At 61.4% G+C, this 23036-nt stretch carries 27 protein-coding genes; 17 read left to right on the top strand and 10 right to left on the bottom strand.

All coding sequences use genetic code 11. The features are described from left to right. Window positions 1-212: 212 nt before the first annotated feature. The gene (locus ABID16_RS13715; RefSeq protein ID WP_354556923.1) at window positions 213-542 is read right to left on the bottom strand and encodes a hypothetical protein; all 330 of its coding nucleotides are present in this window, start codon (window positions 540-542) and stop codon (window positions 213-215) included. A gap of 346 nt (window positions 543-888) precedes the next feature. Between ABID16_RS13715 and ABID16_RS13720 the strand changes: the two genes are divergently transcribed. Then, the gene (locus tag ABID16_RS13720; RefSeq protein ID WP_354556924.1) at window positions 889-1395 is read left to right on the top strand and encodes a GNAT family N-acetyltransferase; all 507 of its coding nucleotides are present in this window, start codon (window positions 889-891) and stop codon (window positions 1393-1395) included. Here the strand turns inward: ABID16_RS13720 and ABID16_RS13725 are convergent, their stop codons facing one another. Next, on the bottom strand, window positions 1396-2010 hold the full coding sequence (locus ABID16_RS13725) for a hypothetical protein (protein ID WP_354556925.1): 615 nt from the start codon (window positions 2008-2010) through the stop codon (window positions 1396-1398). A gap of 169 nt (window positions 2011-2179) precedes the next feature. On the opposite strand from ABID16_RS13725, the gene ppa reads away from it, so the two are divergent. Then, window positions 2180-2713 carry an inorganic diphosphatase gene (ppa, locus tag ABID16_RS13730; protein ID WP_230830764.1) on the top strand — a complete coding sequence of 178 codons (534 nt, stop codon included), beginning with the start codon at window positions 2180-2182 and terminating at the stop codon, window positions 2711-2713. A gap of 5 nt (window positions 2714-2718) precedes the next feature. Here ppa and ABID16_RS13735 read toward each other — a convergent pair whose 3' ends face one another. Then, window positions 2719-3042 (bottom strand): DUF167 domain-containing protein, encoded by a 324-nt coding sequence (locus ABID16_RS13735; RefSeq protein WP_354556926.1) that lies wholly within the window; start codon window positions 3040-3042, stop codon window positions 2719-2721. Further along, window positions 3042-3338: a YggT family protein gene (locus ABID16_RS13740; RefSeq protein WP_230830761.1), complete on the bottom strand. Its 297-nt coding sequence runs from the start codon at window positions 3336-3338 to the stop codon at window positions 3042-3044. Before ABID16_RS13740 ends, ABID16_RS13735 begins: the two co-directional genes overlap by 1 nt. Before the next feature lie 123 nt (window positions 3339-3461). On the opposite strand from ABID16_RS13740, the gene ABID16_RS13745 reads away from it, so the two are divergent. Next, window positions 3462-4706: an MFS transporter gene (locus ABID16_RS13745; protein WP_354556927.1), complete on the top strand. Its 1245-nt coding sequence runs from the start codon at window positions 3462-3464 to the stop codon at window positions 4704-4706. A 107-nt stretch (window positions 4707-4813) separates the two neighbouring features. On the opposite strand, the gene ABID16_RS13750 is transcribed toward ABID16_RS13745, so the two are convergent. From ABID16_RS13750 to hemC, 5 genes are all read right to left on the bottom strand, one after another. Next, a complete protein-coding gene (locus tag ABID16_RS13750; RefSeq protein WP_354556928.1) occupies window positions 4814-5290 on the bottom strand; it encodes a tellurite resistance TerB family protein in 477 nt (158 codons plus the stop codon). A gap of 15 nt (window positions 5291-5305) precedes the next feature. Further along, window positions 5306-6961, bottom strand: coding sequence for a heme biosynthesis HemY N-terminal domain-containing protein (locus ABID16_RS13755; RefSeq protein WP_354556929.1), 1656 nt, complete (start codon window positions 6959-6961; stop codon window positions 5306-5308). 9 nt (window positions 6962-6970) lie between these two features. Beyond that, window positions 6971-8152 (bottom strand): COG4223 family protein, encoded by a 1182-nt coding sequence (locus ABID16_RS13760; protein WP_354556930.1) that lies wholly within the window; start codon window positions 8150-8152, stop codon window positions 6971-6973. An 89-nt stretch (window positions 8153-8241) separates the two neighbouring features. Further along, entirely contained in the window at window positions 8242-8943 is a 702-nt protein-coding gene (locus ABID16_RS13765) for a uroporphyrinogen-III synthase (protein ID WP_354556931.1), read from the bottom strand. Between the two features lies 1 nt (window position 8944). Further along, the gene (hemC, locus tag ABID16_RS13770) at window positions 8945-9874 is read right to left on the bottom strand and encodes a hydroxymethylbilane synthase (RefSeq protein WP_354556932.1); all 930 of its coding nucleotides are present in this window, start codon (window positions 9872-9874) and stop codon (window positions 8945-8947) included. Between the two features lie 159 nt (window positions 9875-10033). On the opposite strand from hemC, the gene tsaD reads away from it, so the two are divergent. From tsaD to ABID16_RS13795, 5 genes are all read left to right on the top strand, one after another. Further along, entirely contained in the window at window positions 10034-11143 is a 1110-nt protein-coding gene (gene tsaD, locus ABID16_RS13775; RefSeq protein ID WP_435532419.1) for a tRNA (adenosine(37)-N6)-threonylcarbamoyltransferase complex transferase subunit TsaD, read from the top strand. Continuing rightward, entirely contained in the window at window positions 11140-12123 is a 984-nt protein-coding gene (locus ABID16_RS13780) for an NAD(P)H-dependent glycerol-3-phosphate dehydrogenase (protein WP_354556933.1), read from the top strand. The genes tsaD and ABID16_RS13780 overlap by 4 nt, the downstream gene beginning before the upstream one ends. 13 nt (window positions 12124-12136) lie before the next feature. After that, entirely contained in the window at window positions 12137-12430 is a 294-nt protein-coding gene (locus tag ABID16_RS13785; protein ID WP_354556934.1) for a YciI-like protein, read from the top strand. A 5-nt stretch (window positions 12431-12435) separates the two neighbouring features. Next, window positions 12436-12864: an EVE domain-containing protein gene (locus tag ABID16_RS13790; RefSeq protein WP_354556935.1), complete on the top strand. Its 429-nt coding sequence runs from the start codon at window positions 12436-12438 to the stop codon at window positions 12862-12864. Window positions 12865-12971: 107 nt separating this feature from the next. Continuing rightward, window positions 12972-13619 (top strand): class I SAM-dependent methyltransferase, encoded by a 648-nt coding sequence (locus tag ABID16_RS13795; protein ID WP_354556936.1) that lies wholly within the window; start codon window positions 12972-12974, stop codon window positions 13617-13619. Window positions 13620-13631: 12 nt separating this feature from the next. Here ABID16_RS13795 and ABID16_RS13800 read toward each other — a convergent pair whose 3' ends face one another. Next, on the bottom strand, window positions 13632-13988 hold the full coding sequence (locus ABID16_RS13800; RefSeq protein ID WP_354556937.1) for a hypothetical protein: 357 nt from the start codon (window positions 13986-13988) through the stop codon (window positions 13632-13634). Window positions 13989-14301: 313 nt separating this feature from the next. Between ABID16_RS13800 and sdhC the strand changes: the two genes are divergently transcribed. The 9 genes from sdhC to sucD all read left to right on the top strand — a co-directional run bounded on the left by sdhC (window position 14302) and on the right by sucD (window position 22937). Beyond that, window positions 14302-14694: a succinate dehydrogenase, cytochrome b556 subunit gene (sdhC, locus tag ABID16_RS13805; RefSeq protein ID WP_354556938.1), complete on the top strand. Its 393-nt coding sequence runs from the start codon at window positions 14302-14304 to the stop codon at window positions 14692-14694. A 12-nt stretch (window positions 14695-14706) separates the two neighbouring features. After that, window positions 14707-15087 (top strand): succinate dehydrogenase, hydrophobic membrane anchor protein, encoded by a 381-nt coding sequence (sdhD, locus tag ABID16_RS13810; protein ID WP_354556939.1) that lies wholly within the window; start codon window positions 14707-14709, stop codon window positions 15085-15087. Between the two features lie 6 nt (window positions 15088-15093). After that, the gene (gene sdhA / locus ABID16_RS13815; protein WP_354556940.1) at window positions 15094-16938 is read left to right on the top strand and encodes a succinate dehydrogenase flavoprotein subunit; all 1845 of its coding nucleotides are present in this window, start codon (window positions 15094-15096) and stop codon (window positions 16936-16938) included. A 12-nt stretch (window positions 16939-16950) separates the two neighbouring features. Then, complete coding sequence (locus ABID16_RS13820; protein WP_109856595.1) at window positions 16951-17730, top strand: succinate dehydrogenase iron-sulfur subunit; 780 nt, start codon at window positions 16951-16953, stop codon at window positions 17728-17730. 154 nt (window positions 17731-17884) lie between these two features. Next, a complete protein-coding gene (locus tag ABID16_RS13825) occupies window positions 17885-18439 on the top strand; it encodes a protease inhibitor Inh/omp19 family protein (protein ID WP_354556941.1) in 555 nt (184 codons plus the stop codon). Between the two features lie 45 nt (window positions 18440-18484). After that, window positions 18485-19642, top strand: coding sequence for a cell division protein ZapE (gene zapE / locus ABID16_RS13830; protein WP_354556942.1), 1158 nt, complete (start codon window positions 18485-18487; stop codon window positions 19640-19642). 187 nt (window positions 19643-19829) lie between these two features. Further along, window positions 19830-20792, top strand: a complete 963-nt coding sequence (gene mdh / locus ABID16_RS13835) for a malate dehydrogenase (RefSeq protein ID WP_354556943.1) — start codon at window positions 19830-19832, stop codon at window positions 20790-20792. A 33-nt stretch (window positions 20793-20825) separates the two neighbouring features. Beyond that, on the top strand, window positions 20826-22019 hold the full coding sequence (gene sucC / locus ABID16_RS13840) for an ADP-forming succinate--CoA ligase subunit beta (RefSeq protein ID WP_354556944.1): 1194 nt from the start codon (window positions 20826-20828) through the stop codon (window positions 22017-22019). Window positions 22020-22034: 15 nt separating this feature from the next. After that, the gene (gene sucD, locus ABID16_RS13845) at window positions 22035-22937 is read left to right on the top strand and encodes a succinate--CoA ligase subunit alpha (protein ID WP_354556945.1); all 903 of its coding nucleotides are present in this window, start codon (window positions 22035-22037) and stop codon (window positions 22935-22937) included. Window positions 22938-23036: the final 99 nt, after the last annotated feature.

Genomic DNA, 23036 nt, shown 5'->3' on the forward strand with positions numbered 1-23036 from the left:
TCTTGGCAATCTGCCACGGATTTCTGTCGTGAAGCTTCCCGCTGACATACAATTCCGTAAGAATCTCGCTTCGCGGGGCTCGCGCTTTTGCGGTCGGGTCATCAGGAGCGTTCGTGAACCGGAGACGCGGTCTCCGTATCTCAAGACGCTTTCAACCGCCCGACCTCCACGGCCGGGCGGTTTGACGGGCATTGCGGATCCCGCAGGACCGATCAACGAAGAAGGACGGAGTAGGTGCCGTCTTCCGAGCTCACGATGCCCGCGACGTTGTTGATCTGGACATTCATGCTGCGCAACTTGGCAGCAAGAGCAGGGGTCTTGGCGATGATGGCCTTGGCTTCAGCCGCGTAGATCTCCGGCTGCGCCGTCATGAACTTGTATTCCTTGTTGGCCTTTGCCTGGGCGTCCAGGATGACGACCTGAACATCCGATGCGCTGGCGAATGTCGGGAAGTAGTCGTTCATCGGGGCTGCAGTCGCGATGCCGCCGCTCAGGCCGAGTGCGAGGGCTGCTGCGAGAAAAATCTGTTGTGCGCGGTTCATGGCGTATCTCCGGTTTCGATCGGGCGGCTCGTTGCGAGCTGCCCTTGTTGACGAGAAGGAGATTGCCTGCCGCTCTTCACAGGCGCCTTTCCGGAACTATACAAATTGGTGAGGTTTGGGCGATTGGTCGCGGGCAGGGCATTTTAGGCGAGACTCGTCGATTCACGCGCTTGCGGGCGTGGTTAAAATAGCGTTAAATTCCTTTCAGACGTGACCCTTTGGGAGGCAGTTTGCGCATCTTTTGTGGGTAAGGTCTGCGATGGCTATGATGGCCATGGCGTTCAAGGGGATTGGGTCGGTAATGTGGCCCCATATCTCCCGAGTTTTGCGTAGGACGAGTGGCGTTATGAAGACGTTGACGATCGATATCAGGCGGGCCGACCCCCAGGATGCGCGCGCAATTTCCGAGGCGCACCGCCAATCCTGGCAGCATACCTATGCCGGCCTGATCCCTCACAAGCCATTGACCAAAATGATCGAACGCCGCGGTGAGCGCTGGTGGCGGATCGCATCTCGCGGGCCGGCAACGCTTCTCGTGGCGGAAGTTGCGGGCGAAATCGCCGGCTATGCGACGATCGGCCAGAACCGGGCGCGCGGTCTTGCGCAAGAGGGTGAGATCTACGAGCTGTATCTGAAACCCGAATATCAAGGCATCGGCCTTGGCTCACGCCTCTTTGCGGAGGGCCGCTCGCTGCTTTCTTCGCTGGGCTATCGTGGGATGGTTGCCTGGTGCCTGGAAGATTGCGACCTGACGATCCGCTTTTTCCGCAATCACGGCGGGGTTGATGCCGTCGAGGGCACGGAAGATTTCGGCGGCGCGGCGCTGAAGAAGCTCGGCTTCCTCTGGAACTGATCACTCGGCCTTGAGGCGGTCCGGCAGATGGTTGCTGGGCGTGCCGGCCTTCGGTCCCTTGGTCCCCACCCACATCGGTTCGGTATAGCCGCAGGCGAAGTCGCTCGCATTGTCGTCCGCAAGCTTGCGGGCGAGATCGTTGGCGTTCGGATTGGCCAGCGCATCGACATAGCCGACGACGCAGGAGAGACCGTCGTCCGGCTGTGCGACGCGGGAGACGACCAGAACCTGTCCGGCATTCTTCGGCGACGAGGCTCCGGTGTTGGGGTCCGGGTTGTCGGTAAACCATCGCTGGATTGCGGCAACGGGTTTGCCTGCGTCGTCCAGCCGCCACTCGATGGTCATGTTGATATTGTTGAACTGCGCGAAGGTCTCGAAACTGTCCTCAATGAGATCCTTGGCCGCCGGTCCATATCGCAGGCTCTGGCGCAGATCGTCTTCAGCGAAATAGACTGGATAGGATTTGTATCCGGCGCATTTCATGCGTCCGCCCGCCTCGCCGCTCGAGAGCTTCTTGCAATTGTCGAGATCGAGCTTTGTGTAGACGCTCGAATTGGCGGAGGCCGTCCCAGCGGCAAACGTTGCCAGAATGAAGAGCGCAAATCCCGCATGCATGGTGTCTTCCCCGAAATATCCCCGCGGAAACTCTATCGAAGCGAACGGGCTTGCGCCAGCCGCCGCCCCGCGTCGCCGTGTTAAACATAGCCCATCGGCCATGTTGCGTTGCAATGCATTTGCCTTTATCGACACAGCCGATGAAATCACCGCCATAAGGGATGGATGAATGCGTATCGATGCAATTTCTATCGGCAAGAACCCGCCGGACGACGTCAACGTGATTGTGGAAGTGCCGGTTGGCGGTCACCCGATCAAGTACGAAATGGACAAGGAAGCCGGCGCGCTCATCGTCGACCGCTTCCTCTACACGCCGATGACCTATCCGGGTAACTACGGCTTCGTCCCGCACACGCTGTCCGAAGACGGCGACCCGGTCGACGTTCTCATCTGCAACACACGTCCGCTGATCCCCGGCTGCGTGATCAATGTTCGCCCGATCGGCGTCATGATCATGGAAGACGACGGAGGCAAGGACGAGAAGATCCTGGCCGTTCCGGTTCCGAAGCTGACGCAGCGTTACGACAAGGTCATGAACTACACGGACCTGCCGGAAATCACGCTGAAGCAGATCGAGCACTTCTTCGAACACTACAAGGATCTGGAACCCGGCAAGTGGGTCAAGATCGGCGGCTGGCAGGACGTTGACGTCGCCAAGCGCCTCATCGTGGAAGCGATCGAACGCTACAAGAAGTCCAAGTAAGAGCGCTACGCGCGCTCCAGAAGCGCTTGAAGCTTCGTAGCAATCTCCTCCGTATCGCCGTCGATGCGGAGGATTTTTTTGCGCGCCGTGTCGCCGGAAATCACGGAGATCGACGATTTCGGCAGCTTGAGGGACTTGGCCAGCAGTTCGATCAGCGCCTTGTTGGCCTTGCCCTGTTCGGGCACGGCTGTCACGCGGGCCTTGAGCAGCGTTTCGCCGTCTGCGCCCGTTTCGGCGCCATCAATGCCGTCGCGCCCGGCATTCGGCGTGAGTTTCACCGAAAGCCGGACGTGATCCGAATTGACCTGAAAGGGTAAGGCTTCGCCCATCAGCCGCCGAGCAGTGCAGAGGCAATCGTCGTGTTCAGCAGTTGCTGCAGGAAGAACAGGATGACCAGCACGACGAGCGGCGACAGATCAAGACCGCCCATGTTCGGCAGGATCTTGCGGATCGGGCGGTAGATCGGTTCCGTGACCTGGTAGAGCGAACGGCCGATCATGTTGATGGCTTCATTGCGCGTGTTGATCACGTTGAAAGCATAGAGCCAGGAAAAAATCGCCGAGGCAATGACCAGGAACCAGATGATATTGATAATGAAATTCAGGGTCGCGATAACCGCCAGCATAATCCGCTCCAATCTTTCGATTGACAGTTATGTAGTCTTTGGCGACTAAACGGGCAAGGGCGGGTCTTTCATCCCCGTCAACATGCTTAATGGCGGCGTCCTGCCGCCGAGGAAAACTACTCCATGTCCGATACCGTCACCCCCGTGCACCGGTTCGCCGCATTCCGTCATCGTTCTTATTCGCTGTTCTTCTTCTCACGCTTTCTCACATCCTTCGCGACCCAGATCGTCAGCGTGTCAGTGGGCTGGCAGATGTATGACGCGACGAAGAACCCGTTCTATCTGGGCCTCATTGGCCTCTTCCAGTTTCTGCCGTCGCTGGCGCTGGTGCTGGTGACGGGGTCGGTCGCCGACCGCTACAATCGGCGCGTCATCGTCTCGGCCTGCATGTTCGTGGCTTCCGTTGCCACCGCGCTACTGCTCGGCATGACGCTGACGGCTACTTTCTCGCCCATGCCGGTCTTTATCGTCATGCTGCTCTTCGGGCTGGAGCGCGCCTTCATGGCGCCTGCGGTGCAATCGCTTGCGCCAAATCTCATTCCGCCGGAAGACCTGTCCAACGCCGTGGCCTGGAATTCCTCGTCCTGGCAGGCGGCCACCATCATCGGGCCCGTCGCAGGCGGCCTGCTCTACGGGCTGGGCGCCGACATTGCCTATGCGGTCGCGCTGGCATTGCTGCTCGTGAGCTCGGTTCTCGTCATCATGATCCCGAAGCCCGCGCAGCGCATGTCGCGCGAAAAACCGACATGGACCTCGTTGCTCGCCGGTTTCAGCTTCATCAAGTCCGAGAAGATCGTTCTAGGCGCGATCTCGCTCGACTTATTTGCCGTTCTGCTCGGTGGCGCGACCGCTCTGATGCCGATCTTCGCCCGCGACGTGCTGACCGTAGGCCCCTGGGGGCTCGGCCTGCTTCGCTCCGCGCCCGGCGTGGGTGCCATCGTCACCGCGATCCTGCTTGCGAGTTTCCCGATCAGGCATCGTGCCGGCATGCTGATGTTCGTCGGCGTTGCCGTCTTCGGAGCCGGCACGGTGGTGTTCGGCCTGTCGACGTCGGTCTGGCTCTCGGTGGTTGCGCTCGCGGTCATGGGGGCTGCGGACATGATCTCCGTCTATGTTCGCGAGACGCTGATAGCGCTCTGGACGCCCGACGAAGTGCGCGGGCGCGTGAACGCGGTGAACATGGTTTTTGTGGGAGCCTCGAACGAACTGGGCGAGTTCCGCGCCGGCACGATGGCATCACTCATCGGCGCGGTGCCGGCTGTGGTGGTTGGAGGGGTCGGCACGCTCGCCGTTGCCGTGATCTGGGCGCTGTCATTTCCGAAACTACGCCAGATTGACAGTCTCGATGCTCCGGTTGAGGAGCATTGAGGTACTGGAGCGTTTCAGGCGCAACCGGAATAGCCTGAAACACTCTATCTCTTTGTTTTCACGCAATTCCGGACGAAAAGCCGCTACACGCTTTTTCTGGAATTGCTTTAGCTGTTTAATGTGCGCCTCTCGCGGGCGCGCCTTTCTGCAGCGATCCGCTGTTCCACACGTTCGCGGCCTTCGACGCCGAGAAGATCGGCGATGCGCCAGATGACGTGATCCTCGACTTCTGACTTTTCACCGTCTGCATAAACAATGTCCCAGAGCAGGCCGACGAAGGCGTTGCGCCTCTCGATCGGCAATTCGCGCTTGAGAACGGTGGTGAACTGGAAAAAGTCCACGGCATTCTTCTCCGCGCGATCGCCCGCCTCCAGAAGCGCATTGAGTCTCGCGCCTTCCAGTCCGAAACGCGTCCTGAAGACGTCTGCGACGATGGCCCGTTCCTCCGGCGTCACCTTGCCGTCGGCGGCCATGACTTGATTGCAGAGCGCCACGGCCGCGACGCGGACCTCAGTGACCTCCTCATCAGCAGGGCCTGTCCCGCCGACGATTTCCTGCAGGAATGAGACGATCGTTTCAAACACTTGAAATCTCACTCCTTAGAAAAGCTTCAGACGTGTCTTGCTATCTTCGACGGGTGCCGCAGGCGCCTTGACGCCCGGATCGTCCGGTGGCCTGCCAAAGAACGGCTCGACGGCTGCCCAGGCCTTGCTTTCATCTTCGTCCTGTGCCGGCTTTGCCGGTCTGGCGGCCGGGCGAGAAGTGTTCTTTCCGGACGTTTCACTGTTAACGGGCTTGGCCGCGGATTGGGGCGAAGGTGTCGGTTCGGTCTTGACCGAAGTGGGTTCCGGCTCGCCGAAGACGTGGATTTCCGAGGCTTGGGGCGCCGGGCGCGGCGTATTGGCCGGCGGCAGCGACAGGAAGGCGGCTTCTGCCGTAAGCGGCTCGTGCTCGATCGCCGTGCCGGCCTGCCGCTCGAGCTTGCGCCATTCGAACGCGTCAATGCGGCCTGTGACCGGCGAGAGCGGCAGCCAGACCTGCGACACGAAGCCATCGGCGATCCAGGCGGGATCTCGGGGGGCGCGACGGGCCATCGACATCCAGTGGCGGATACGGGCCTGATCGCCGCTTTCTTCCTCTTCGATATCGGCCAGAAGCAGGAAGACGCTTTCGCGCATGTCGAGCTTGGCTGCGGCTTCCGCCTTTTCTCGGGCGGTCCGGAAGTCGCGCATGTCGAAGGCGGCAGCGGCAACGGCGTAGAGTGATTCATAGGCTTCCGGCTGGGCCGTTTCGAGCTTGATGGCTCGGCGCAGGCGTTCGTCCGATGTCAGATTGCCCTGCGCATGGACGTAGCAGATTGCGACATCCGGATGGGGGGCGGCCTTCCAGAGGCGCTCGAGAACGGCGGAGGCCTTGCGCAGGTTGTTCTCGCGGTAGAGCGCCTTGGCGGCCACGATGCCAGCCGGGATCAGCGACGGTTCCAGACGCAGCGCGTGTTGGGCATCGTCGCCGGCGGCCTTCGGGTTGCCGTCGAGGGCGGCAGCCGCCTTGGCGGTCAGCAGGACTGCCTTCTTGCGGTTGGCCTCGTCCTTGCCCATCGCGCCCGAGAGGCGATATTGTTCCAGCAGTTTCAGAGCGTCGTCGAAAAGGCCGAGACGCATCTTGGCTTCAAGCGTCGCTTCGGCAGCCCAGGGCAGGTGCGGAGCCTTTTCAACAGCGCGTTCGGCATATTGCGTGGCTGCCTCGTCTGCACCGAGGCGCTTGGCCTCCAGATAGAGGCCGCGCAGACCGAGTTCGCGGGTTTCCGGGTCTTCGGCCATCTGCTCGAACTTGCGGCGGGCTTCATCGTTGCGGCCTTCGATGAGACTTGCCTGTGCTTCCAGAAGATGGATCAGCGGCTCCTGATCGGCGCTCAAGAGGCCCTTGGCGCGGGCGTTCATCTTGCGCGCCGTCGCGGCATCGCCGGCGCTGGCGGCAATGAGGCCGGTGGAGAGCGCCTGATAGCCACGATCGCGTTTGCGGGCGCGGAAATAGCGGTTGATCGAGCGTGGCGAGGTCCAGATCGTGCGAATGAGCCACCAGATGAACATGATGACCGCGATTAGCGCGACGATCAGGGTCACTGCGACCATGACGCTCATTTCGATCTGCTGACCCTGCCAGACGATGGTGAGGTCGCCGGGACGATCGGCCAGCCATGCGAAACCCCAGGCGAGGGCGAGGACGAGGAGTACGAAACCGAGTAACTTGAGCATCTTCGTCGCTTACCCCCGCTTGCCGGTCGTCTTGACTGCATGTTCGAGCGCCTGGGCGACAAGCGCCTCAACCTTCACGCGCGCTTCCAGCGCGGCATGATAGTCCTGGTCCGCCGCTTTCAGGTTATCCGGCAGCGTATCCCATTCCCTGAGCGCGCCGGCCAAGTCGCTGCCCTGCAGCTTGTCGCCGATACGGGCGATGATGGCGTCCGGGCTCGTGCCCTCGACATTACCCACAGGGCGAACCTTGATGACGGAGAAGGCGCTTTTGAACAGGCGGTCGCTGAGGCTCTGGCCGGCAACGGGCTTGTTCAGCACGGCGAGCATCTGGTCGGCGGCGTCCGGATAGCGCTTGATGAGGTCGGAACGTGACGGCACGCCCTTGGCCGCGAAGGCCTGCAGGGCGGCGACGGCTTCATCATTCGGAGCGACGCTCGCCAGCGTTTGCAGTTCGGCCTGGAACGGTCCGCCGCGATCTATCGCTGCCTTGAGACCGGCTGAGGCGATGGCGCGGGCAACATCGACGTCGTCGCGCGGCGCGTTGACCTTGGCTTCGGTCTGCTGAAGGCGGTTGGCGACAGAGGCCATCTGCGCGTCGACCTTGTCCATCTTTCCGGCGGTCTCGTCGAGCTTGCCCTTGATGGCGAGCACGTCGGTCAGGTCGCCGACGGGCAGTTTCGACATGGCGGTCTCGATATTCTTCAGGCGATCCTCTACAGGCGCGAGATTAGTGACCGGCGGATTGGCAGCCTTTTTCTCGACGTCTGCGAGTTTCTGCTGAAGGCCCGCGATCTGGCCGGCATAGTCCGGCAGCTGAATCTTCTGGGCAGGCCCCAGATTGGGGACGAAGCCGGCATATTGCGCGGCACCTGCCCCGACGAGCACAACGAGGCCGCCGACGATGCCTGCCGCAATCAGGCCGGCGCCACCGCCTCCGCTGCCACGCTTTTCGGTTGATGAGGGGGTTTCGCTGGAGGGTGCGGCCTGCGGGGCAGGCTCAACTACGGGATCTGGTGAAGGTTCGGACGCTGCAGCGCTTTCGGTGGGCGCTTCGGACGCCGCTGCTGCTTCGACTGCGGCTTCCGGTTTCGCCGCGTCGTCCGAAGGTGTCACGATCCGTTCGGCCTCAAGGTCGATTGTCTGCGGCTCCTCGGATTTGCGGGAGCGGCGCGGCGGGTTTCCGTTGGACATGGCGACCTCTTCAATTCTCTTCTCGGCGCAAAGGTAATCAGGCTTTTCAGTTCAGAAAACCCCTTCGCGGGTATTTGATGGCGAGACTGCTACAAAAGTTCAAACAGGCTCCGTTCATCGGGCCGTACGGCATATCTTGCTTGTCCTCTCATCGCTGCCGGAACGGCCTCGGCAATGGCGGGGCTGAGACATAGGAAATGGATATCCTGTCTCTCCTTAAGGAATGATTCACTGAGTTCGAAAAACCTGCGGGCGGTCTCTGCAGAGTAGAGAAGCACGGCCTCGGGCCGTTGCTCAAATGCAGCCTGCAAAATGTCCCCCGTCACATTGACTGGCCGCATCCTGTAGCAGACGATGACCTTGACCGGAAAACGCGCGGCCGCCAGTTCCTGTTCCAGACGCGGCGAGCGGGGTTCGCCGGCAAGATAGAGAAGCGCGGGCTTGGTTTCGCCTGGAAAGCGTTCACGCAGGACGGCGGCGAGCGCAGCGCCGTCTCCATCGGCGGCTTCGACGTGCGAAAATCCGGCGTCTGCTGCAACTTTGGCCGTCGTCTTCCCCACGGCGAAGAGGGGTTTGCCGGCGAGTTCGCCGGCCGAGCCAAGAGCCCTGATCGCTTCTGCGCTTGTGGCGAGAACAGCCGCGACCTCACCGCAGGTGTGTGCCCGCGCCACGCCTTCGGGATCGTGCACCGCCGCAAAGAGCGCCAGAAAAATCGGTTCGTGTCCCAAAGCTTTCAGCCGCTCCCCGGTGCGCACGGCGCTCGCTTCCGGCCGTGTCACGAGGACGCGCATGTCAGCTCCAGTCGGAGAAGAAGCCGGGGCCGGCCTTGTCGCGGATCTCTTCGCCGGCGCGGCGGCCAAGGGCTGTGGCGTCACTCGCCTTGCCCTCGGCGCGGATTTCATGGAAGCGGGAGCCGTCGGGCGTCAGGATCATGCCGTGAAAGGCGATATGGTCGCCCTCGACCTTCGCAAGACCGGCAATCGGGGTGCGGCAGGAGCCGTCGAGGGTTGCCAGGAAGCCGCGTTCGCAGCCGACGGTCGTCCATGTGGCGGGATCGTTGATGGCGGCAATCAGATCGTCCGTCCGCTTGTCGCCGACACGGCTTTCGATGCAGATCGCGCCCTGGGCGGGGGCGGGCAGAAAGTGCTCCGGATCGAGGATTTCGGTCGCCACATGCGCCTTGCCGAGACGGTTGAGGCCGGCAAGCGCGAGCAGCGTGGCATCTGCCTCGCCATCGGCGAGTTTGCGCAGGCGCGTGTCGACCTGGCCGCGGAAAATGGTCACGTTCAGATCGGGGCGGAGCCGCCGGATCAGCGCCTGACGGCGCAGCGAGGCGGTCCCGACCAGTGCGCCGGAGGGCATTTCCATGAGCTTGGCGGCAACCTTGCCGACAAAGGCGTCGCGCACGTCCTCGCGCGGCAGGAAGGCCGAGATATAGAGGCTCTGCGGCAAAAGCGTCGGCATATCCTTGGAGGAATGCACTGCCAGATCGAGCCGGCCGTCTGCCAGCTGCTCTTCCAGTTCGGCGGTGAAGAGGCCCTTGCCGCCGATGGCCGCGAGCGCACGGTCCTGGATGCGGTCGCCCTGGGTCGAGAGGATGACGATTTCGAACATCTCTTCCGGCAGGCTGTGTGCCTCCATCAGCCGTCTGCGGGTCTCGTAAGCCTGTGCCAGCGCCAGCGGGCTGCCACGCGTGCCGATCCTGAAAGGTTTCGTTTGCATTCCGAATTGTCCGTTGTTACCGGGAAGCTAGCTAGAGCGTTTCCGGCAAAAAAGAAATTGCCCGAAGCGCTCAATCTCTTTGTTTTCGCGCAATTCCGGACGAAAAACCGCTTCGCACTTTTTCTGGACTTGCTCTAAACAGGTTTGACGCAGCCCGCAATGAACGAAGTCAAATTGTCCCGACCGCTGACCATCCTTGGCATCGAAACGAGTTGCGACGAAACCGCCGCTTCCGTCGTCGTGCGCCATCCGGACGGTCGTGGCGAGATCGTTGCCGATGTCGTTCTCAGCCAGCTCGACGAGCATTCGGCCTATGGGGGCGTCGTGCCGGAAATTGCGGCCCGCGCCCATGTCGAGGCGCTCGATACGCTGATCGAGGAGGCACTGACCCGCTCGGGCAAAGGCCTGAAGGACATGGACGCAATTGCCGCGACCTCCGGGCCGGGGCTCATCGGCGGGCTGATCGTCGGGCTGATGACGGGTAAGGCGATTGCCTATGCGTCCGGCAAGCCGCTTTATGCGGTCAACCATCTGGAAGGTCACGCGCTGACGGCGCGGCTGACGGATGGAGTGGAATTTCCCTATCTCATGCTGCTGGTTTCCGGCGGGCACACGCAGCTTGTTCTGGTCAAGGGCGTCGGCGACTACGAGCGTTGGGGCACGACGATTGACGATGCGCTGGGCGAGGCGTTCGACAAGACCGCGAAGCTGCTTGGCCTGCCTTATCCCGGCGGACCGGCGGTGGAGAAGGCGGCGAAATCGGGTGACTCCAAGCGGTTTGCCTTTCCGCGTCCGCTGGTCGGTGAGGCGCGGCTGGACTTTTCGTTTTCAGGGTTGAAGACAGCGGTGCGCATGGCGGCGGAAGAGATCGCGCCGGTGAGCGAGCAGGATATTGCCGATATCTGCGCCTCGTTCCAGCATGCGGTGGCGCGAACGCTGAAGGAACGAATAGGTCGTGGACTGAAGCGGTTTCGGGAAGAGTTTCCGGGCGTTGCCGAGCCGGCGCTTGTTGTGGCCGGCGGCGTGGCGGCCAATACGGTGCTGCGCGAGATTCTAACGTCACTCTGCGCCGAGAACCGCTTCCGCTTCATCGCGCCGCCGCATCGGCTCTGCACCGACAATGCGGCGATGATTGCCTGGGCAGGGCTGGAGCGCATGGCGGCAGGCTTTGATGCCGACGGGCTCGATGTCGCGCCGCGCTCCCGCTGGCCCCTGGATCAAAACGCTGCCGTGGCGCTGGGTTCGGGTAAGCGGGGCGCCAAGGCATGAGCGGGCTTGTGAAAGTGGCCGTGATCGGTGCGGGGGCGTTCGGCACGGCGCTGGCCACCGTGATTGCCGAGGCGGGGCGGGCGGATGTGACGCTGATCGCCCGCAACGACGCGATGGCGGAGCGGCTGGCGGCGACGCGGAAACATGACACGGCGCTGCCGGGAATTTCGCTGTCGGAAAAGATCGGTTTTACCGCCGATCCGGATGTTTTGAGGACGGCGGATATCGTGCTCTTCGCAATGCCCTCGCAGGCACATCGCGAGGCGGCGCGGCACTATGGGCCGTCGCTTTCAGCAGATGCGATTATCGTGACGTGCGCCAAGGGCATCGAGCGCGAGACCGGCGAATTGTTGACGACTGTGCTAGAGGACGAATTGCCTGAACATCGGGTCGCCGTTCTCTCCGGTCCCGGTTTTGCCGCCGATATCGCTTCCGGTCTGCCGACTGCTATGACCATTGCTGCGGCGGATATCGAGACGGCCGCGCGGCTTGCCGAAACGCTGTCCGGCCGCACCTTCCGGCTTTACGCCTCCGATGATCGCATCGGTGTGCAGCTTGGCGGGGCTCTTAAGAACGTGCTCGCCATTGCCTGCGGCATTGTCGAGGGCTCGGCGCTGGGGGATTCAGCGCGGGCGGCGCTGATTTCGCGCGGGCTTGCGGAGATGTCGCGTCTGGCTGCAGCGCTTGGTGGATCGGCAGAGACGGTGAGCGGGCTTTCAGGCCTCGGCGATCTGGTACTGACGGCAACGAGCCACCAGTCGCGCAACCTGCGCTACGGCATTTCGCTGGCGCGCGGCGAAGCGGCGCAGGGCGGGCAATTGGTGGAAGGTGCCTTTGCGGCCTCTGTTGCGGCGCGGCTTGCGCGCGAGCACGGGATCGAGATGCCGATCACGCAGGCGGTTGCCGCCATTATCGATGGAAAACTGGATACGCGTACGGCCATGGAACAGCTCATGACCCGTCCGATCCGTAACGAATAGAGGAGATACGCTCATGCTTTTCGCGCTCTGGTGCACTGACAAGAAAGATCATCTGCAGGTCCGCATGGACACGCGTCCGACCCATGTCGAATGGCTGAACTCGATCAATGCCGAGGGCAAACTGAAGATGGCCGGCCCAACGCTGAATGCCGAAGGCAAGCCGATGGGCAGCCTCGTGGTGATCGTCGCTGACGATGCGGACGCTGCTGCTGCGCTTGCCGCGCAGGACCCCTATGCCAAGGCCGGCCTTTTCGAGACGGTCGAAATCCGGCCCTTCAACTGGGTCTTCAACAATCCGGAGGCATGAGGCGCATGGCGTTTTGGCTGTTCAAGTCGGAGCCCTTCAAGTTTTCCTTCGAGATGCTGAAGGCCAAGGGTGCTGACGGCGCCGAGTGGGATGGTGTGCGCAACTACCTCGCCCGCAACAACATGCGGGCGATGCAGATCGGCGACAAGGGCTTCTTCTATCACTCCAACGAGGGGCTTGAGGTCGTCGGCATTGCCGAGGTTTGCGCGCTGGCGCATCATGATTCCACCACCGACGATCCGCGCTGGGAGTGTGTCGATATCCGTGCGGTGATGGACATGCCGAAGCCGGTGAGTCTGAAGGATGTGAAGGCCAATCCGGCACTGGAAAAGATGTCGCTTGTCACCTCCATGCGGCTTTCCGTCCAGCCGGTGACGGAAGACGAATGGCTGGAAGTCTGCCGCATGGGCGGGCTCGACAACCCGCCACGCTGATATAGAGCATTTCCGATGAAAACCGGATCACCTGAAATGCTCTATCTCTTTGTTTTTTCGCAGTCCGAACGCAAAACCGCTAACGCACTTTTGCTGGACGTGCTCTTGTGAAAACCGATCCCCGTCAGTTCATCCTCGAAAACACCGGCATCATGTCGCCGCCGCATGTGCCGGAGGTTAAGCTTCATCTGGCCGACGAGGCGCACGATCTCTGGCTGAAGACGGAAGAGGAACTCAATGAGATCGGCCTGCCGCCACCCTTCTGGGCCTTCGCCTGGGCGGGCGGGCAGGGGCTGGCGCGCTATGTTCTGGATCATCCGGAAAGTGTAGCCGGCAAGCGGGTCGTCGACTTCGCATCCGGTTCAGGGCTGGTGGCGATTGCCGCGATGAAAGCTGGCGCGCGCGAGGTTCTTGCGGCGGATATCGACCCCTGGACGGGGACGGCGATTGCGCTCAATTCGGGACTGAACGGGGTTGCGGTGGAGTACACCCGCGACGATCTTGTCGGAACGGAACTCGACGCTGACATTCTTCTGGCCGGCGATGTGTTTTACGACCAGAGCTTTGCGGCTGCGTTGATTCCGTGGTTGGAGCGTCTGGCTGCGAACGGAACCGCTGTTCTTGTCGGCGATCCTGGCCGGGCTTATCTGCCGAAGGACAGGGTGGAAGCGCTTGCCGCCTATCAGGTTCCCGTGACACGGGCGCTGGAGGACAGCGAGATCAAGAAGACGATGGTCTGGCGATTTGTTGCCTGAGCGGACTTCCGTTTACTTCGGGCGGATGACGCAAACGCCGTGATCCATTGAGCAGAGATCGCTGTTCTGACCGTTCGGTTCTTCCGTCACATTCACGATCTTGGCGCGGGGCGCGGGTTCCAGTGCCGGAGCACGGCCGATGCCGGGGGCGATGGCGATGTAGACGCCGTTGCCGTGGATGCGGGTTGCCGTGATGCCGCCGGCGAAGGTGCCGATGCCGCGGATATGGGTGGGCAGGCCGTTGACGCCGGCAGCACCCTCCTGCCAGCCGTTACGGTGGTGACGGTGGAACTCGCCGGCTTCTGCGCAGGTCGCGCCGGATACAAGCAAGGCCAGAAGGGCGAACGAGATATTTTTACGCGTCATCATGGCTGATCGACGTCCTCGGCGGTTGGGGCATATCAGTTAACGGTCTGTTAACGAATAAGCACCTTTTTGTCGATGATGGGAAGCGCTTTGCGGCAATCCGGGCCGTTTGCGGATGCGTAATTGAAATATATGGTTAATACAGAGGCTTGACCGGGCTTTTCGCTAATCGATTAAATGTGCGACTTGGCAATAAGCAGGGCTTGCCGGGGCGCAATCCGGGGATTAAAGGTCGCCTTATGACGCAATGCACAAGGAGGAGCGGACCGTCTGGGTTTCCGCGGCTTCCGGACAATTAACGCCAAAGAGGATACCGATGGCGAACGTGACAAATAACCGGCCCTTGTCGCCGCATCTGCAGATCTACAAGCCGATCCCCACGATGGTGATGTCGATCCTGCACCGTATCACCGGCGGCGCTCTCTATTTCGGAACCATCCTTGTTGCCTGGTGGCTCATCGCCGCGGCGTCCGGTCCGGGCTATTTCGAGTTCGTGAACGGCATCTTCGGTTCTTGGATCGGTCGCCTCATTCTTCTCGGCTACACCTGGGCGCTGGTTCATCACATGCTGGGCGGTCTCCGTCACTTCATGATGGACTTCGGCTACGGGCTTGAGAAGGAGCTTTCGACCCGGCTTGCCAAGCTGCAGGTCGTCGCCTCGGTTGTGCTCACGGTCCTGATCTGGATCGTCGGCTTTCTGGTTCGCTGAGGAGATTGTCGGATGAATATGCGCACACCTCTCAAGAAGGTTCGCGGTCTCGGCGCCGCCCATGACGGTACCGAGCATTTCTGGCGCCAGCGCCTCACGGCCGCCGCCAACGTTCCGCTCTTCCTCTTCTTCATCGGCTTCCTGATCAAATACAACGGCAAGCCCTATCCCGAAGTGGTCGCCGCGCTTCACAACCCGATTGTCGCGACCATCATGGGTCTGATGGTCGTTTCCGGCATCGTCCATATGAAACTCGGCATGCAGATCATCATCGAGGACTACATCCACTCCGAGTGGCGCAAGGTCTCGCTTCTGATGCTGAACACGTTTTTCTCGTTCCTTCTCGGCGCGCTCTGTCTTTTCGCCGTGCTGAAGATCGGGTTTGCAGGGTAAGAAAACATGGCAACGAACGCTTCTCTCGCCGCTAACGGCAAAGCCTATACCTATGTCGACCATTCCTTCGACGTGATCGTCGTCGGCGCCGGCGGTGCCGGTCTTCGCGCCACGCTCGGCATGGCCGAACAGGGCCTCAAGACCGCCTGCATCACCAAGGTCTTCCCGACCCGTTCGCACACGGTTGCGGCACAGGGCGGTATTGCCGCCAGCCTACAGAACATGACGCCGGACAGCTGGCAGTGGCACCTTTACGACACCGTAAAGGGGTCCGACTGGCTCGGCGACGTCGACGCTATGCAGTATCTCGCCATGGAAGCGCCGAAGGCGGTCTATGAGCTCGAGCACTACGGCGTGCCCTTCTCGCGAAACGAGGAAGGCAAGATCTACCAGCGCCCGTTCGGCGGCCACATGCAGAACTACGGCGAAGGCCCGCCGGTGCAGCGCACCTGCGCTGCCGCCGACCGCACCGGCCACGCCATTCTGCACACGCTTTATGGCCAGTCGCTCAAGAACAATGCGCAGTTCTTCATCGAATATTTCGCGCTCGACCTCATCATGGAAGCCGACGGCCGCTGCACCGGCGTTGTCGCCTGGAACCTTGATGACGGCACGATCCATCGTTTCGCCGCCAAGATGGTGGTTCTGGCGACCGGCGGCTATGGCCGCGCCTATTTCTCGGCAACCTCCGCGCATACCTGCACGGGCGACGGCGGTGGCATGATTGCCCGCGCCGGCCTGCCGCTGCAGGACATGGAATTCGTGCAGTTCCATCCGACTGGCATCTACGGTGCCGGCTGTCTGATTACGGAAGGTGCGCGCGGCGAGGGCGGCTATCTCGTCAACTCCGAAGGCGAGCGCTTCATGGAGCGCTATGCGCCGTCCGCCAAGGATCTTGCCTCGCGCGACGTCGTCTCGCGCTGCATGACGATGGAAATCCGCGAAGGCCGCGGCGTCGGCAAGAACAAGGATCATATCTACCTGCATCTCGACCATCTCGATCCGGCCGTTCTGCATGAGCGCCTGCCGGGCATTTCCGAGAGCGCCAAGATCTTCGCCGGCGTCGATGTGACGCGCGAGCCGATCCCGGTTCTGCCGACCGTTCACTACAACATGGGCGGCATTCCGACGAACTATTGGGGCGAAGTGCTGAACGCCGACGCCAACAACCCGGAACGCATCGCACCCGGCCTGATGGCTGTCGGCGAAGCCGGCTGCGCTTCGGTGCACGGCGCCAACCGCCTTGGCTCCAACTCGCTGATCGACCTTGTGGTCTTCGGCCGTGCCGCCGCCATCCGCGCCGGTCAGGTCATCGACAAGAGCGAGCCGATCCCGGCGCTCAACAAGGCCGCCTGCGACAAGATCATGGAACGCTTCGACCGCGTCCGCTTCGCCTCCGGTTCGACGCCGACGGCCGTTGCGCGCGATAAGATGCAGCGCGCCATGCAGGAAGATGCTGCCGTGTTCCGCACGCAGGAAGCGCTGGAATCCGGCTGCCGCCGTATTTCCGCGATCTGGAAGGGTGAGCTTCAGGACATCAAGGTCACGGACCGCTCGCTGATCTGGAATTCCGACCTCGTCGAGACACTGGAACTGCAGAACCTGATGGCCAACGCCATCACCACGGTTTACGGCGCGGAAGCCCGCAAGGAAAGCCGCGGTTCGCATGCTCGTGAAGACTATACGTCCGGCCCGTTCGCCGGCCGCGACGACGTCAACTGGCGCAAGCACACGCTGGCCTGGGTGAACGAGGCGGGCGACGTCAAGCTCGACTATCGCCCGGTTCACACCGACCTGATCGCAGACGGCATCGATCCGCACAAGATCGAGCCGAAGGCCCGCGTGTATTGAGGAGACAGGACCATGGTTGAACTCACTCTCCCCAAGAACTCTGTCGTCCAGGAAGGCAAGACCTGGCCTAAGCCGGCGGGCGCGAAGAACCTGCGCGAATATCGCATCTATCGGTGGTCGCCGGACGAGGGGAAAAACCCCTCGATCGACACCTATTACATCGACGCCGACGATTGCGGTCCGATGGTGCTGGACGGTCTGATCTATATCAAGAACAAGATCGACCCGACGCTGACCTTCCGCCGCTCCTGCCGCGAAGGCATCTGCGGGTCGTGTGCCATGAACATCGACGGCACGAATACGCTGGCCTGCACTAAGGGCATGGAAGACGTAGACGGCACGATCAAGATATATCCGCTGCCGCATATGCCGGTGGTGAAGGACCTGATCCCCGACCTCAACAACTTCTATGCGCAGCATCGCTCGATCGAGCCCTGGCTGAAGACGGTTTCGCCGGAGCCGGCGAAGGAATGGCTGCAGAGCCATGACGACCGCCTGAAGCTTGACGGTCTTTATGAGTGCATTCTCTGCGCCTGCTGCTCGACATCGTGCCCGAGCTACTGGTGGAACGGCGACCGCTATCTCGGCCCGGCGGTTCTTCTGCAGGCCTATCGCTGGCTCATCGACAGCCGCGACGAAGCAACCGGCGAGCGTCTGGACAATCTGGAAGATCCCTTCCGGCTCTATCGCTGCCACACGATCATGAACTGCGCGCAGACCTGTCCGAAGGGTCTGAACCCGGCAAAGGCCATTGCCGAGATCAAGAAGATGATGGTCGAGCGCCGCACCTGATCGATTTTTATGCAACGGGTGGGGGGAGTTTGTTTCTCGTCCCGCCCGTCGCCATGATTTATTCTTGATTAACCATAATCTCTTACGGTAACGCGATTTCTATCACGCTCTCGGGTAATTTGCCCGCTGGTGTCTGAGGCTCAAGGAGTTCGTCATGCGCGTCGTTCACGCCGTTACCGGTATTGCTCTTCTGGCGGCCCTTGCAGGGTGCGAGCGGACCTCCGATTCTGGTCAGCTTCCGCCCTCCGCAGCGATTGCACCAGCTCCTGTGAATCCGCAGCCTATCGGTGGCGTTCAGTCGAGCGGGCTTTCCGACCCGACAGGCCAGCCCGCGACGGCGCCCGGCCAGTTCCCGGCAGCGCCCCAGTCACCGACGCAGACGCAGGTCGCCTCCGCGGGCGCTGCCGGCACACCGCCGGCCAATGCCATGGACATCAAGAAGGACCAGATGGTCGGCGGCTGGAAGGTCTCCGCAGCCGGCACGAGCTGCAACATGTTCCTGACGCTCACCAAGTTCGGTAACGCGTCGCGCGGCGGCACCAGCAAGTGCGTCGGCGAGCTGACGACCATGCGGGCCTGGGACGTTTCCGGCAAGCAGGTCACCCTGATGGATTCCACCGGGAACCCGGTCGGCAAGCTCTTCAAGACGTCGGACAATCAGTATTCGGGCTCCACAAACAGCGGAACCCAGATCAGCATCACCCGCTAAGGCGTTTCCAGGAACGGAACTGACCCAGCGCGGCTTAGGAACGGCATGGAACAGATTCCGGATTACGCGCATAGCGTCGGCGAACGCCTCAACCTTCTGGTCGAGGCAGGGAAGCTTCAGGCGGACAACGCCCAGATGGCTGTTGCCGACGCGCTCGATGCGATCCTGAGCGATCTTCGAACCGTTCACGTTTCCAACAAGTCGAGCGCGCTTGGCTGGCTGTTCGCCAAGAAGCGCAAGCCCGCAAACAAGATCAACGGGCTCTATGTCTATGGGCAGGTCGGGCGCGGCAAGACCATGCTCATGGACATGTTCTTCGAGCTGGCGCCGATCCAGAAAAAACGCCGCGCGCATTTTCATGAATTCATGGCCGATGTGCATGAGCGCATCTTCAAGCATCGCCAGAAGCTGAAGAATGGCGAGACGAAGCAGGCCGACCCTGTTCCGCCGGTGGCGCAGGCGCTGCGCGACGAGGCGATGCTGCTCTGCTTCGATGAGTTCACCGTTACCGACATTGCCGATGCGATGATCCTGTCGCGTCTGTTCACCGAGCTCTTCAGCCTCGGCTGCGTGCTGGTCGCCACCTCGAATGTCGAGCCTGACAATCTGTACCCCGATGGTTTGAACCGCGGGCTTTTCGTGCCGTTCATTGGTCTGCTCAAGGAAAACGTCCGGGTTATGTCGCTGGACGCGCGCACGGATTATCGTCTGGAAAAGACGCGCCGCCTGCCCGTCTTCTGTCAGCCGCTGAACGCGCAGGCCGATGCGGCGATTGAAGAGGCCTGGTCGGTTGTGACCGAGGGCAAGCCGGTCATGGTCGAGGAAATCCCGATGAAGGGGCGGTCCATCCGTGTGCCGGCCGCCGCTGCCGGGGCCGCCCGCTTCACCTTCTCGGATCTCTGCGAAAAGCCGCTTGGGGCCTCCGATTTTCTGGCCATCGCTGAACGCTACGACACCGTCTTTGTCGAGCATATTCCGTTCATGGGGCCACAGAACCGGAATGAGACGAAGCGGTTCATTATCCTGATCGATGCGCTCTACGATCATGGCGTGCGGCTTTTTGCCTCCGCTGCGGCGGAACCTGAAAAACTTCTGACAGAAAAGCGTGGTACGGAAGGCTTCGAGTTCGATCGAACCGCGTCGCGGCTTTTCGAGATGCAGAGCGAGGATTACATAGCGCAATACGTGCGAAAAGCGGGCTGATTTGCATCGGATCGATTTTTAATATCTTACGTTTACGTAAGAATTTTTGCATCTAAACGATTGAAAAATATATACACAAATTTTTCATTTGCCAATTTGCCCGGTTAGCGTTAATCGAGACACCCGAAAAGGTGGTCGTAACTCGCGCCTGCCTTGAAGGATTAGTTCTCTCGAAGGAAGCTTATTCATGGCACGCAAGAAGATTGCACTTATCGGTTCGGGCATGATCGGCGGTACGCTCGCGCACCTCGCCAGCCTCAAGGAACTCGGCGATATCGTCCTGTTCGACATCGCTGACGGCGTTCCGCAGGGCAAGGGTCTCGACATCGCCCAGTCCGGTCCGGTCGAAGGCTTCAATGCGTCGCTGACCGGCGCATCCGATTACGCTGCCATCGAAGGCGCAGATGTGTGCATCGTCACCGCCGGTGTTGCCCGCAAGCCGGGCATGAGCCGCGACGATCTTCTCGGCATCAACCTCAAGGTCATGGAACAGGTCGGCGCCGGCATCAAGAAGTATGCCCCGAACGCCTTCGTCATCTGCATCACCAACCCGCTCGACGCGATGGTCTGGGCGCTGCAGAAGTTCTCCGGCCTGCCGAAGAACAAGGTCGTCGGCATGGCCGGCGTTCTCGACTCCGGCCGCTTCCGCACCTTCCTTGCCCAGGAATTCAACGTTTCCGTTCAGGACGTCACGGCTTTCGTTCTCGGTGGCCATGGCGACACGATGGTGCCGCTGGCACGCTATTCGACGGTTGCCGGCATTCCCTTGACTGACCTCGTCAAGATGGGCTGGCTGACGGCTGAACGCCTTGAGCAGATCATTCAGCGCACCCGCGACGGCGGCGCCGAAATCGTCGGCCTGCTCAAGACCGGCTCGGCCTTCTACGCTCCGGCTGCTTCGGCAATCGAGATGGCTGAATCCTACCTCAAGGACAAGAAGCGCGTTCTGCCCTGCGCCGCATACCTTTCGGGCCAGTATGGCGTGAAGGACATGTATGTCGGCGTGCCGGTTGTCATCGGCGAAGGCGGCGTTGAGCGCATCATCGAAATCGAACTGAACGGCGACGAGAAGTCGGCCTTCGACAAGTCGGTCGGTGCAGTTGCCGGTCTCTGCGAGGCCTGCATCAACATCGCTCCGGCTCTCAAGTAAGCCGTTCGCTCTTAATCATTACAGGATATTCCCATGAACATTCATGAATATCAGGCCAAGGCCCTTCTGAAGGGCTTTGGTGCACCGGTTGCCCAGGGTGTGCCGGTTCTGAAGATCGAAGAAGTCGAAGCGGCTGCGAAGTCGCTTCCCGGCCCGCTTTACGTGGTCAAGAGCCAGATCCACGCCGGCGGCCGCGGCAAGGGCAAGTTCAAGGAACTCGGCCCCGACGCCAAGGGCGGCGTTCGCCTGGCCAAGTCCATCGACGAGGCTGTCGCGTTTGCCAAGGAAATGCTCGGCAACACGCTGGTCACGGCCCAGACGGGCCCGGCCGGCAAGCAGGTCAACCGCCTCTATATCGAAGATGGTGCCGACATCGACCGCGAGCTTTACTGCTCGCTGCTCGTTGACCGCTCGGTTGGCCGCGTTGCCTTCGTCGTTTCGACCGAAGGCGGCATGGACATCGAGGCTGTTGCTCACGACACGCCGGAGAAGATCCACACGATCGCCATCGACCCGGCAGCGGGCGTGACGGCAGATGACGTTGCGAAGATCTCCAAGGCTCTCGATCTTTCGGGTGCCGCTGCTGAAGACGCCAAGTCGCTATTCCCGATCCTCTACAAGGCGTTTTCCGAGAAGGACATGGCTCTTCTCGAAATCAACCCGCTCATCGTCATGAAGAACGGCCACCTGCGCGTCCTCGACGCCAAGGTCTCCTTCGACGGAAACGCGCTGTTCCGCCATGACGACGTCAAGGCGCTGCGCGACGAGACGGAAGAAGACGCCAAGGAAATCGAAGCCTCCAAGTGGGACCTCGCCTATGTGGCGCTCGATGGCAATATCGGCTGCATGGTCAACGGCGCCGGTCTCGCCATGGCAACGATGGACATCATCAAGCTTTACGGCAAGGAGCCGGCAAACTTCTGCGACGTCGGCGGTGGCGCCGGCAAGGAGAAGGTGGCTGCTGCCTTCAAGATCATTACGGCTGACCCGAAGGTCGAGGGCATCCTCGTCAACATCTTCGGCGGCATCATGAAGTGCGACGTCATCGCCGAAGGCGTTGTCGCTGCGGTTCAGGAAGTTGGTCTCAAGGTTCCGCTCGTCGTCCGTCTCGAAGGCACCAATGTCGAGCTCGGCAAGAAGATCCTCAACGAGTCGGGTCTGGCGATCACGGCGGCTGACGATCTGGATGACGCCGCCAAGAAGATCGTTGCGGCGATCAAGGGCTAAGAAGGACCTGAACTCATGTCGATTATTGTCAACAAAGACACCAAGGTCCTCGTTCAGGGCCTGACCGGCAAGACCGGCTCCTTCCACACCGAACAGGCGCTCGCCTATTACAGCACCAAGATGGTCGGCGGTATCCACCCTTCCAAGGGCGGCACCAACTGGACCGGCTCCAAGGGCGAAACGCTGCCGATCTTTGCTTCGGTTGCAGAGGCCAAGGAAAAGACCGGCGCCGACGCATCCGTGATCTACGTTCCTCCGGCAGGCGCCGCGGACGCGATCATCGAGGCGATCGAAGCCGAAATCCCGTTCATCACCTGCATCACCGAGGGCATCCCGGTCATGGACATGGTGCGCGTCAAGGCGAAGCTGGAAAAGTCCAAGTCGCGCCTTCTCGGCCCCAATTGCCCCGGCATCCTGACGCCGGAAGAATGCAAGATCGGCATCATGCCGGGCTCCATCTTCCGCAAGGGTTCGGTCGGCATTGTTTCGCGCTCCGGCACGCTTACATATGAAGCTGTGTTCCAGACGTCGAACGAAGGCCTCGGCCAGACAACGGCTGTCGGCATCGGTGGCGACCCGGTCAAGGGCACCGAGTTCATCGACGTGCTCGAGATGTTCCTGGCCGATCCGGCTACCACTTCGATCATCATGATCGGCGAAATCGGCGGTTCGGCTGAAGAAGATGCGGCACAGTTCCTCATCGACGAAGCCAAGAAGGGCCGCAAGAAACCGATGGCCGGCTTTATCGCCGGTCGCACGGCTCCGAAGGGCCGCACCATGGGTCACGCCGGCGCTGTCGTTTCCGGCGGCAAGGGCGATGCAGAATCGAAGATTGCAGCGATGGAAGCCGCGGGCATCCGCGTTTCGCCGTCGCCGGCACGTCTCGGCAAGACGCTGGTTGAAGTCCTCAAGGGCTGATGCTCTTTGCGCCGCAAAAGCGGCGCATCACTGGTCAATATCCGTCCCCGGCCTGGTTTTCCAGCGCCGGGGACGGGCGTCAGTCCGGACGACCGAAAG

It is taken from the genome of Limnomicrobium aquaticum, from assembly GCF_040545545.1.
GTDB lineage: Bacteria > Pseudomonadota > Alphaproteobacteria > Rhizobiales > Rhizobiaceae > Ensifer_A > Ensifer_A aquaticum.

Excerpts from the sequence above, each read along its gene's own strand:
- ABID16_RS13820 (WP_109856595.1), top strand. The coding sequence starts at position 16,951 with ATGGTTGAACTCACTCTCCCCAAGAACTCTGTCGTCCAGGAAGGCAAG.
- ABID16_RS13790 (WP_354556935.1), top strand. The coding sequence starts at position 12,436 with ATGGCGTTTTGGCTGTTCAAGTCGGAGCCCTTCAAGTTTTCCTTCGAG.
- ABID16_RS13800 (WP_354556937.1), bottom strand. The coding sequence starts at position 13,988 with ATGATGACGCGTAAAAATATCTCGTTCGCCCTTCTGGCCTTGCTTGTA.
- sdhA (WP_354556940.1), top strand. The coding sequence starts at position 15,094 with ATGGCAACGAACGCTTCTCTCGCCGCTAACGGCAAAGCCTATACCTAT.
- ABID16_RS13725 (WP_354556925.1), bottom strand. The coding sequence starts at position 2,010 with ATGCATGCGGGATTTGCGCTCTTCATTCTGGCAACGTTTGCCGCTGGG.
- hemC (WP_354556932.1), bottom strand. The coding sequence starts at position 9,874 with ATGCAAACGAAACCTTTCAGGATCGGCACGCGTGGCAGCCCGCTGGCG.
- sucD (WP_354556945.1), top strand. The coding sequence starts at position 22,035 with ATGTCGATTATTGTCAACAAAGACACCAAGGTCCTCGTTCAGGGCCTG.
- ABID16_RS13715 (WP_354556923.1), bottom strand. The coding sequence starts at position 542 with ATGAACCGCGCACAACAGATTTTTCTCGCAGCAGCCCTCGCACTCGGC.
- ABID16_RS13745 (WP_354556927.1), top strand. The coding sequence starts at position 3,462 with ATGTCCGATACCGTCACCCCCGTGCACCGGTTCGCCGCATTCCGTCAT.
- ABID16_RS13740 (WP_230830761.1), bottom strand. The coding sequence starts at position 3,338 with ATGCTGGCGGTTATCGCGACCCTGAATTTCATTATCAATATCATCTGG.
- ABID16_RS13735 (WP_354556926.1), bottom strand. The coding sequence starts at position 3,042 with ATGGGCGAAGCCTTACCCTTTCAGGTCAATTCGGATCACGTCCGGCTT.
- ABID16_RS13765 (WP_354556931.1), bottom strand. The coding sequence starts at position 8,943 with ATGCGCGTCCTCGTGACACGGCCGGAAGCGAGCGCCGTGCGCACCGGG.
- ABID16_RS13825 (WP_354556941.1), top strand. The coding sequence starts at position 17,885 with ATGCGCGTCGTTCACGCCGTTACCGGTATTGCTCTTCTGGCGGCCCTT.
- ABID16_RS13755 (WP_354556929.1), bottom strand. The coding sequence starts at position 6,961 with ATGCTCAAGTTACTCGGTTTCGTACTCCTCGTCCTCGCCCTCGCCTGG.
- sucC (WP_354556944.1), top strand. The coding sequence starts at position 20,826 with ATGAACATTCATGAATATCAGGCCAAGGCCCTTCTGAAGGGCTTTGGT.
- ABID16_RS13785 (WP_354556934.1), top strand. The coding sequence starts at position 12,137 with ATGCTTTTCGCGCTCTGGTGCACTGACAAGAAAGATCATCTGCAGGTC.
- ABID16_RS13780 (WP_354556933.1), top strand. The coding sequence starts at position 11,140 with ATGAGCGGGCTTGTGAAAGTGGCCGTGATCGGTGCGGGGGCGTTCGGC.
- ABID16_RS13720 (WP_354556924.1), top strand. The coding sequence starts at position 889 with ATGAAGACGTTGACGATCGATATCAGGCGGGCCGACCCCCAGGATGCG.
- sdhD (WP_354556939.1), top strand. The coding sequence starts at position 14,707 with ATGAATATGCGCACACCTCTCAAGAAGGTTCGCGGTCTCGGCGCCGCC.
- ppa (WP_230830764.1), top strand. The coding sequence starts at position 2,180 with ATGCGTATCGATGCAATTTCTATCGGCAAGAACCCGCCGGACGACGTC.
- ABID16_RS13760 (WP_354556930.1), bottom strand. The coding sequence starts at position 8,152 with ATGTCCAACGGAAACCCGCCGCGCCGCTCCCGCAAATCCGAGGAGCCG.
- sdhC (WP_354556938.1), top strand. The coding sequence starts at position 14,302 with ATGGCGAACGTGACAAATAACCGGCCCTTGTCGCCGCATCTGCAGATC.
- tsaD (WP_435532419.1), top strand. The coding sequence starts at position 10,034 with ATGAACGAAGTCAAATTGTCCCGACCGCTGACCATCCTTGGCATCGAA.
- zapE (WP_354556942.1), top strand. The coding sequence starts at position 18,485 with ATGGAACAGATTCCGGATTACGCGCATAGCGTCGGCGAACGCCTCAAC.
- mdh (WP_354556943.1), top strand. The coding sequence starts at position 19,830 with ATGGCACGCAAGAAGATTGCACTTATCGGTTCGGGCATGATCGGCGGT.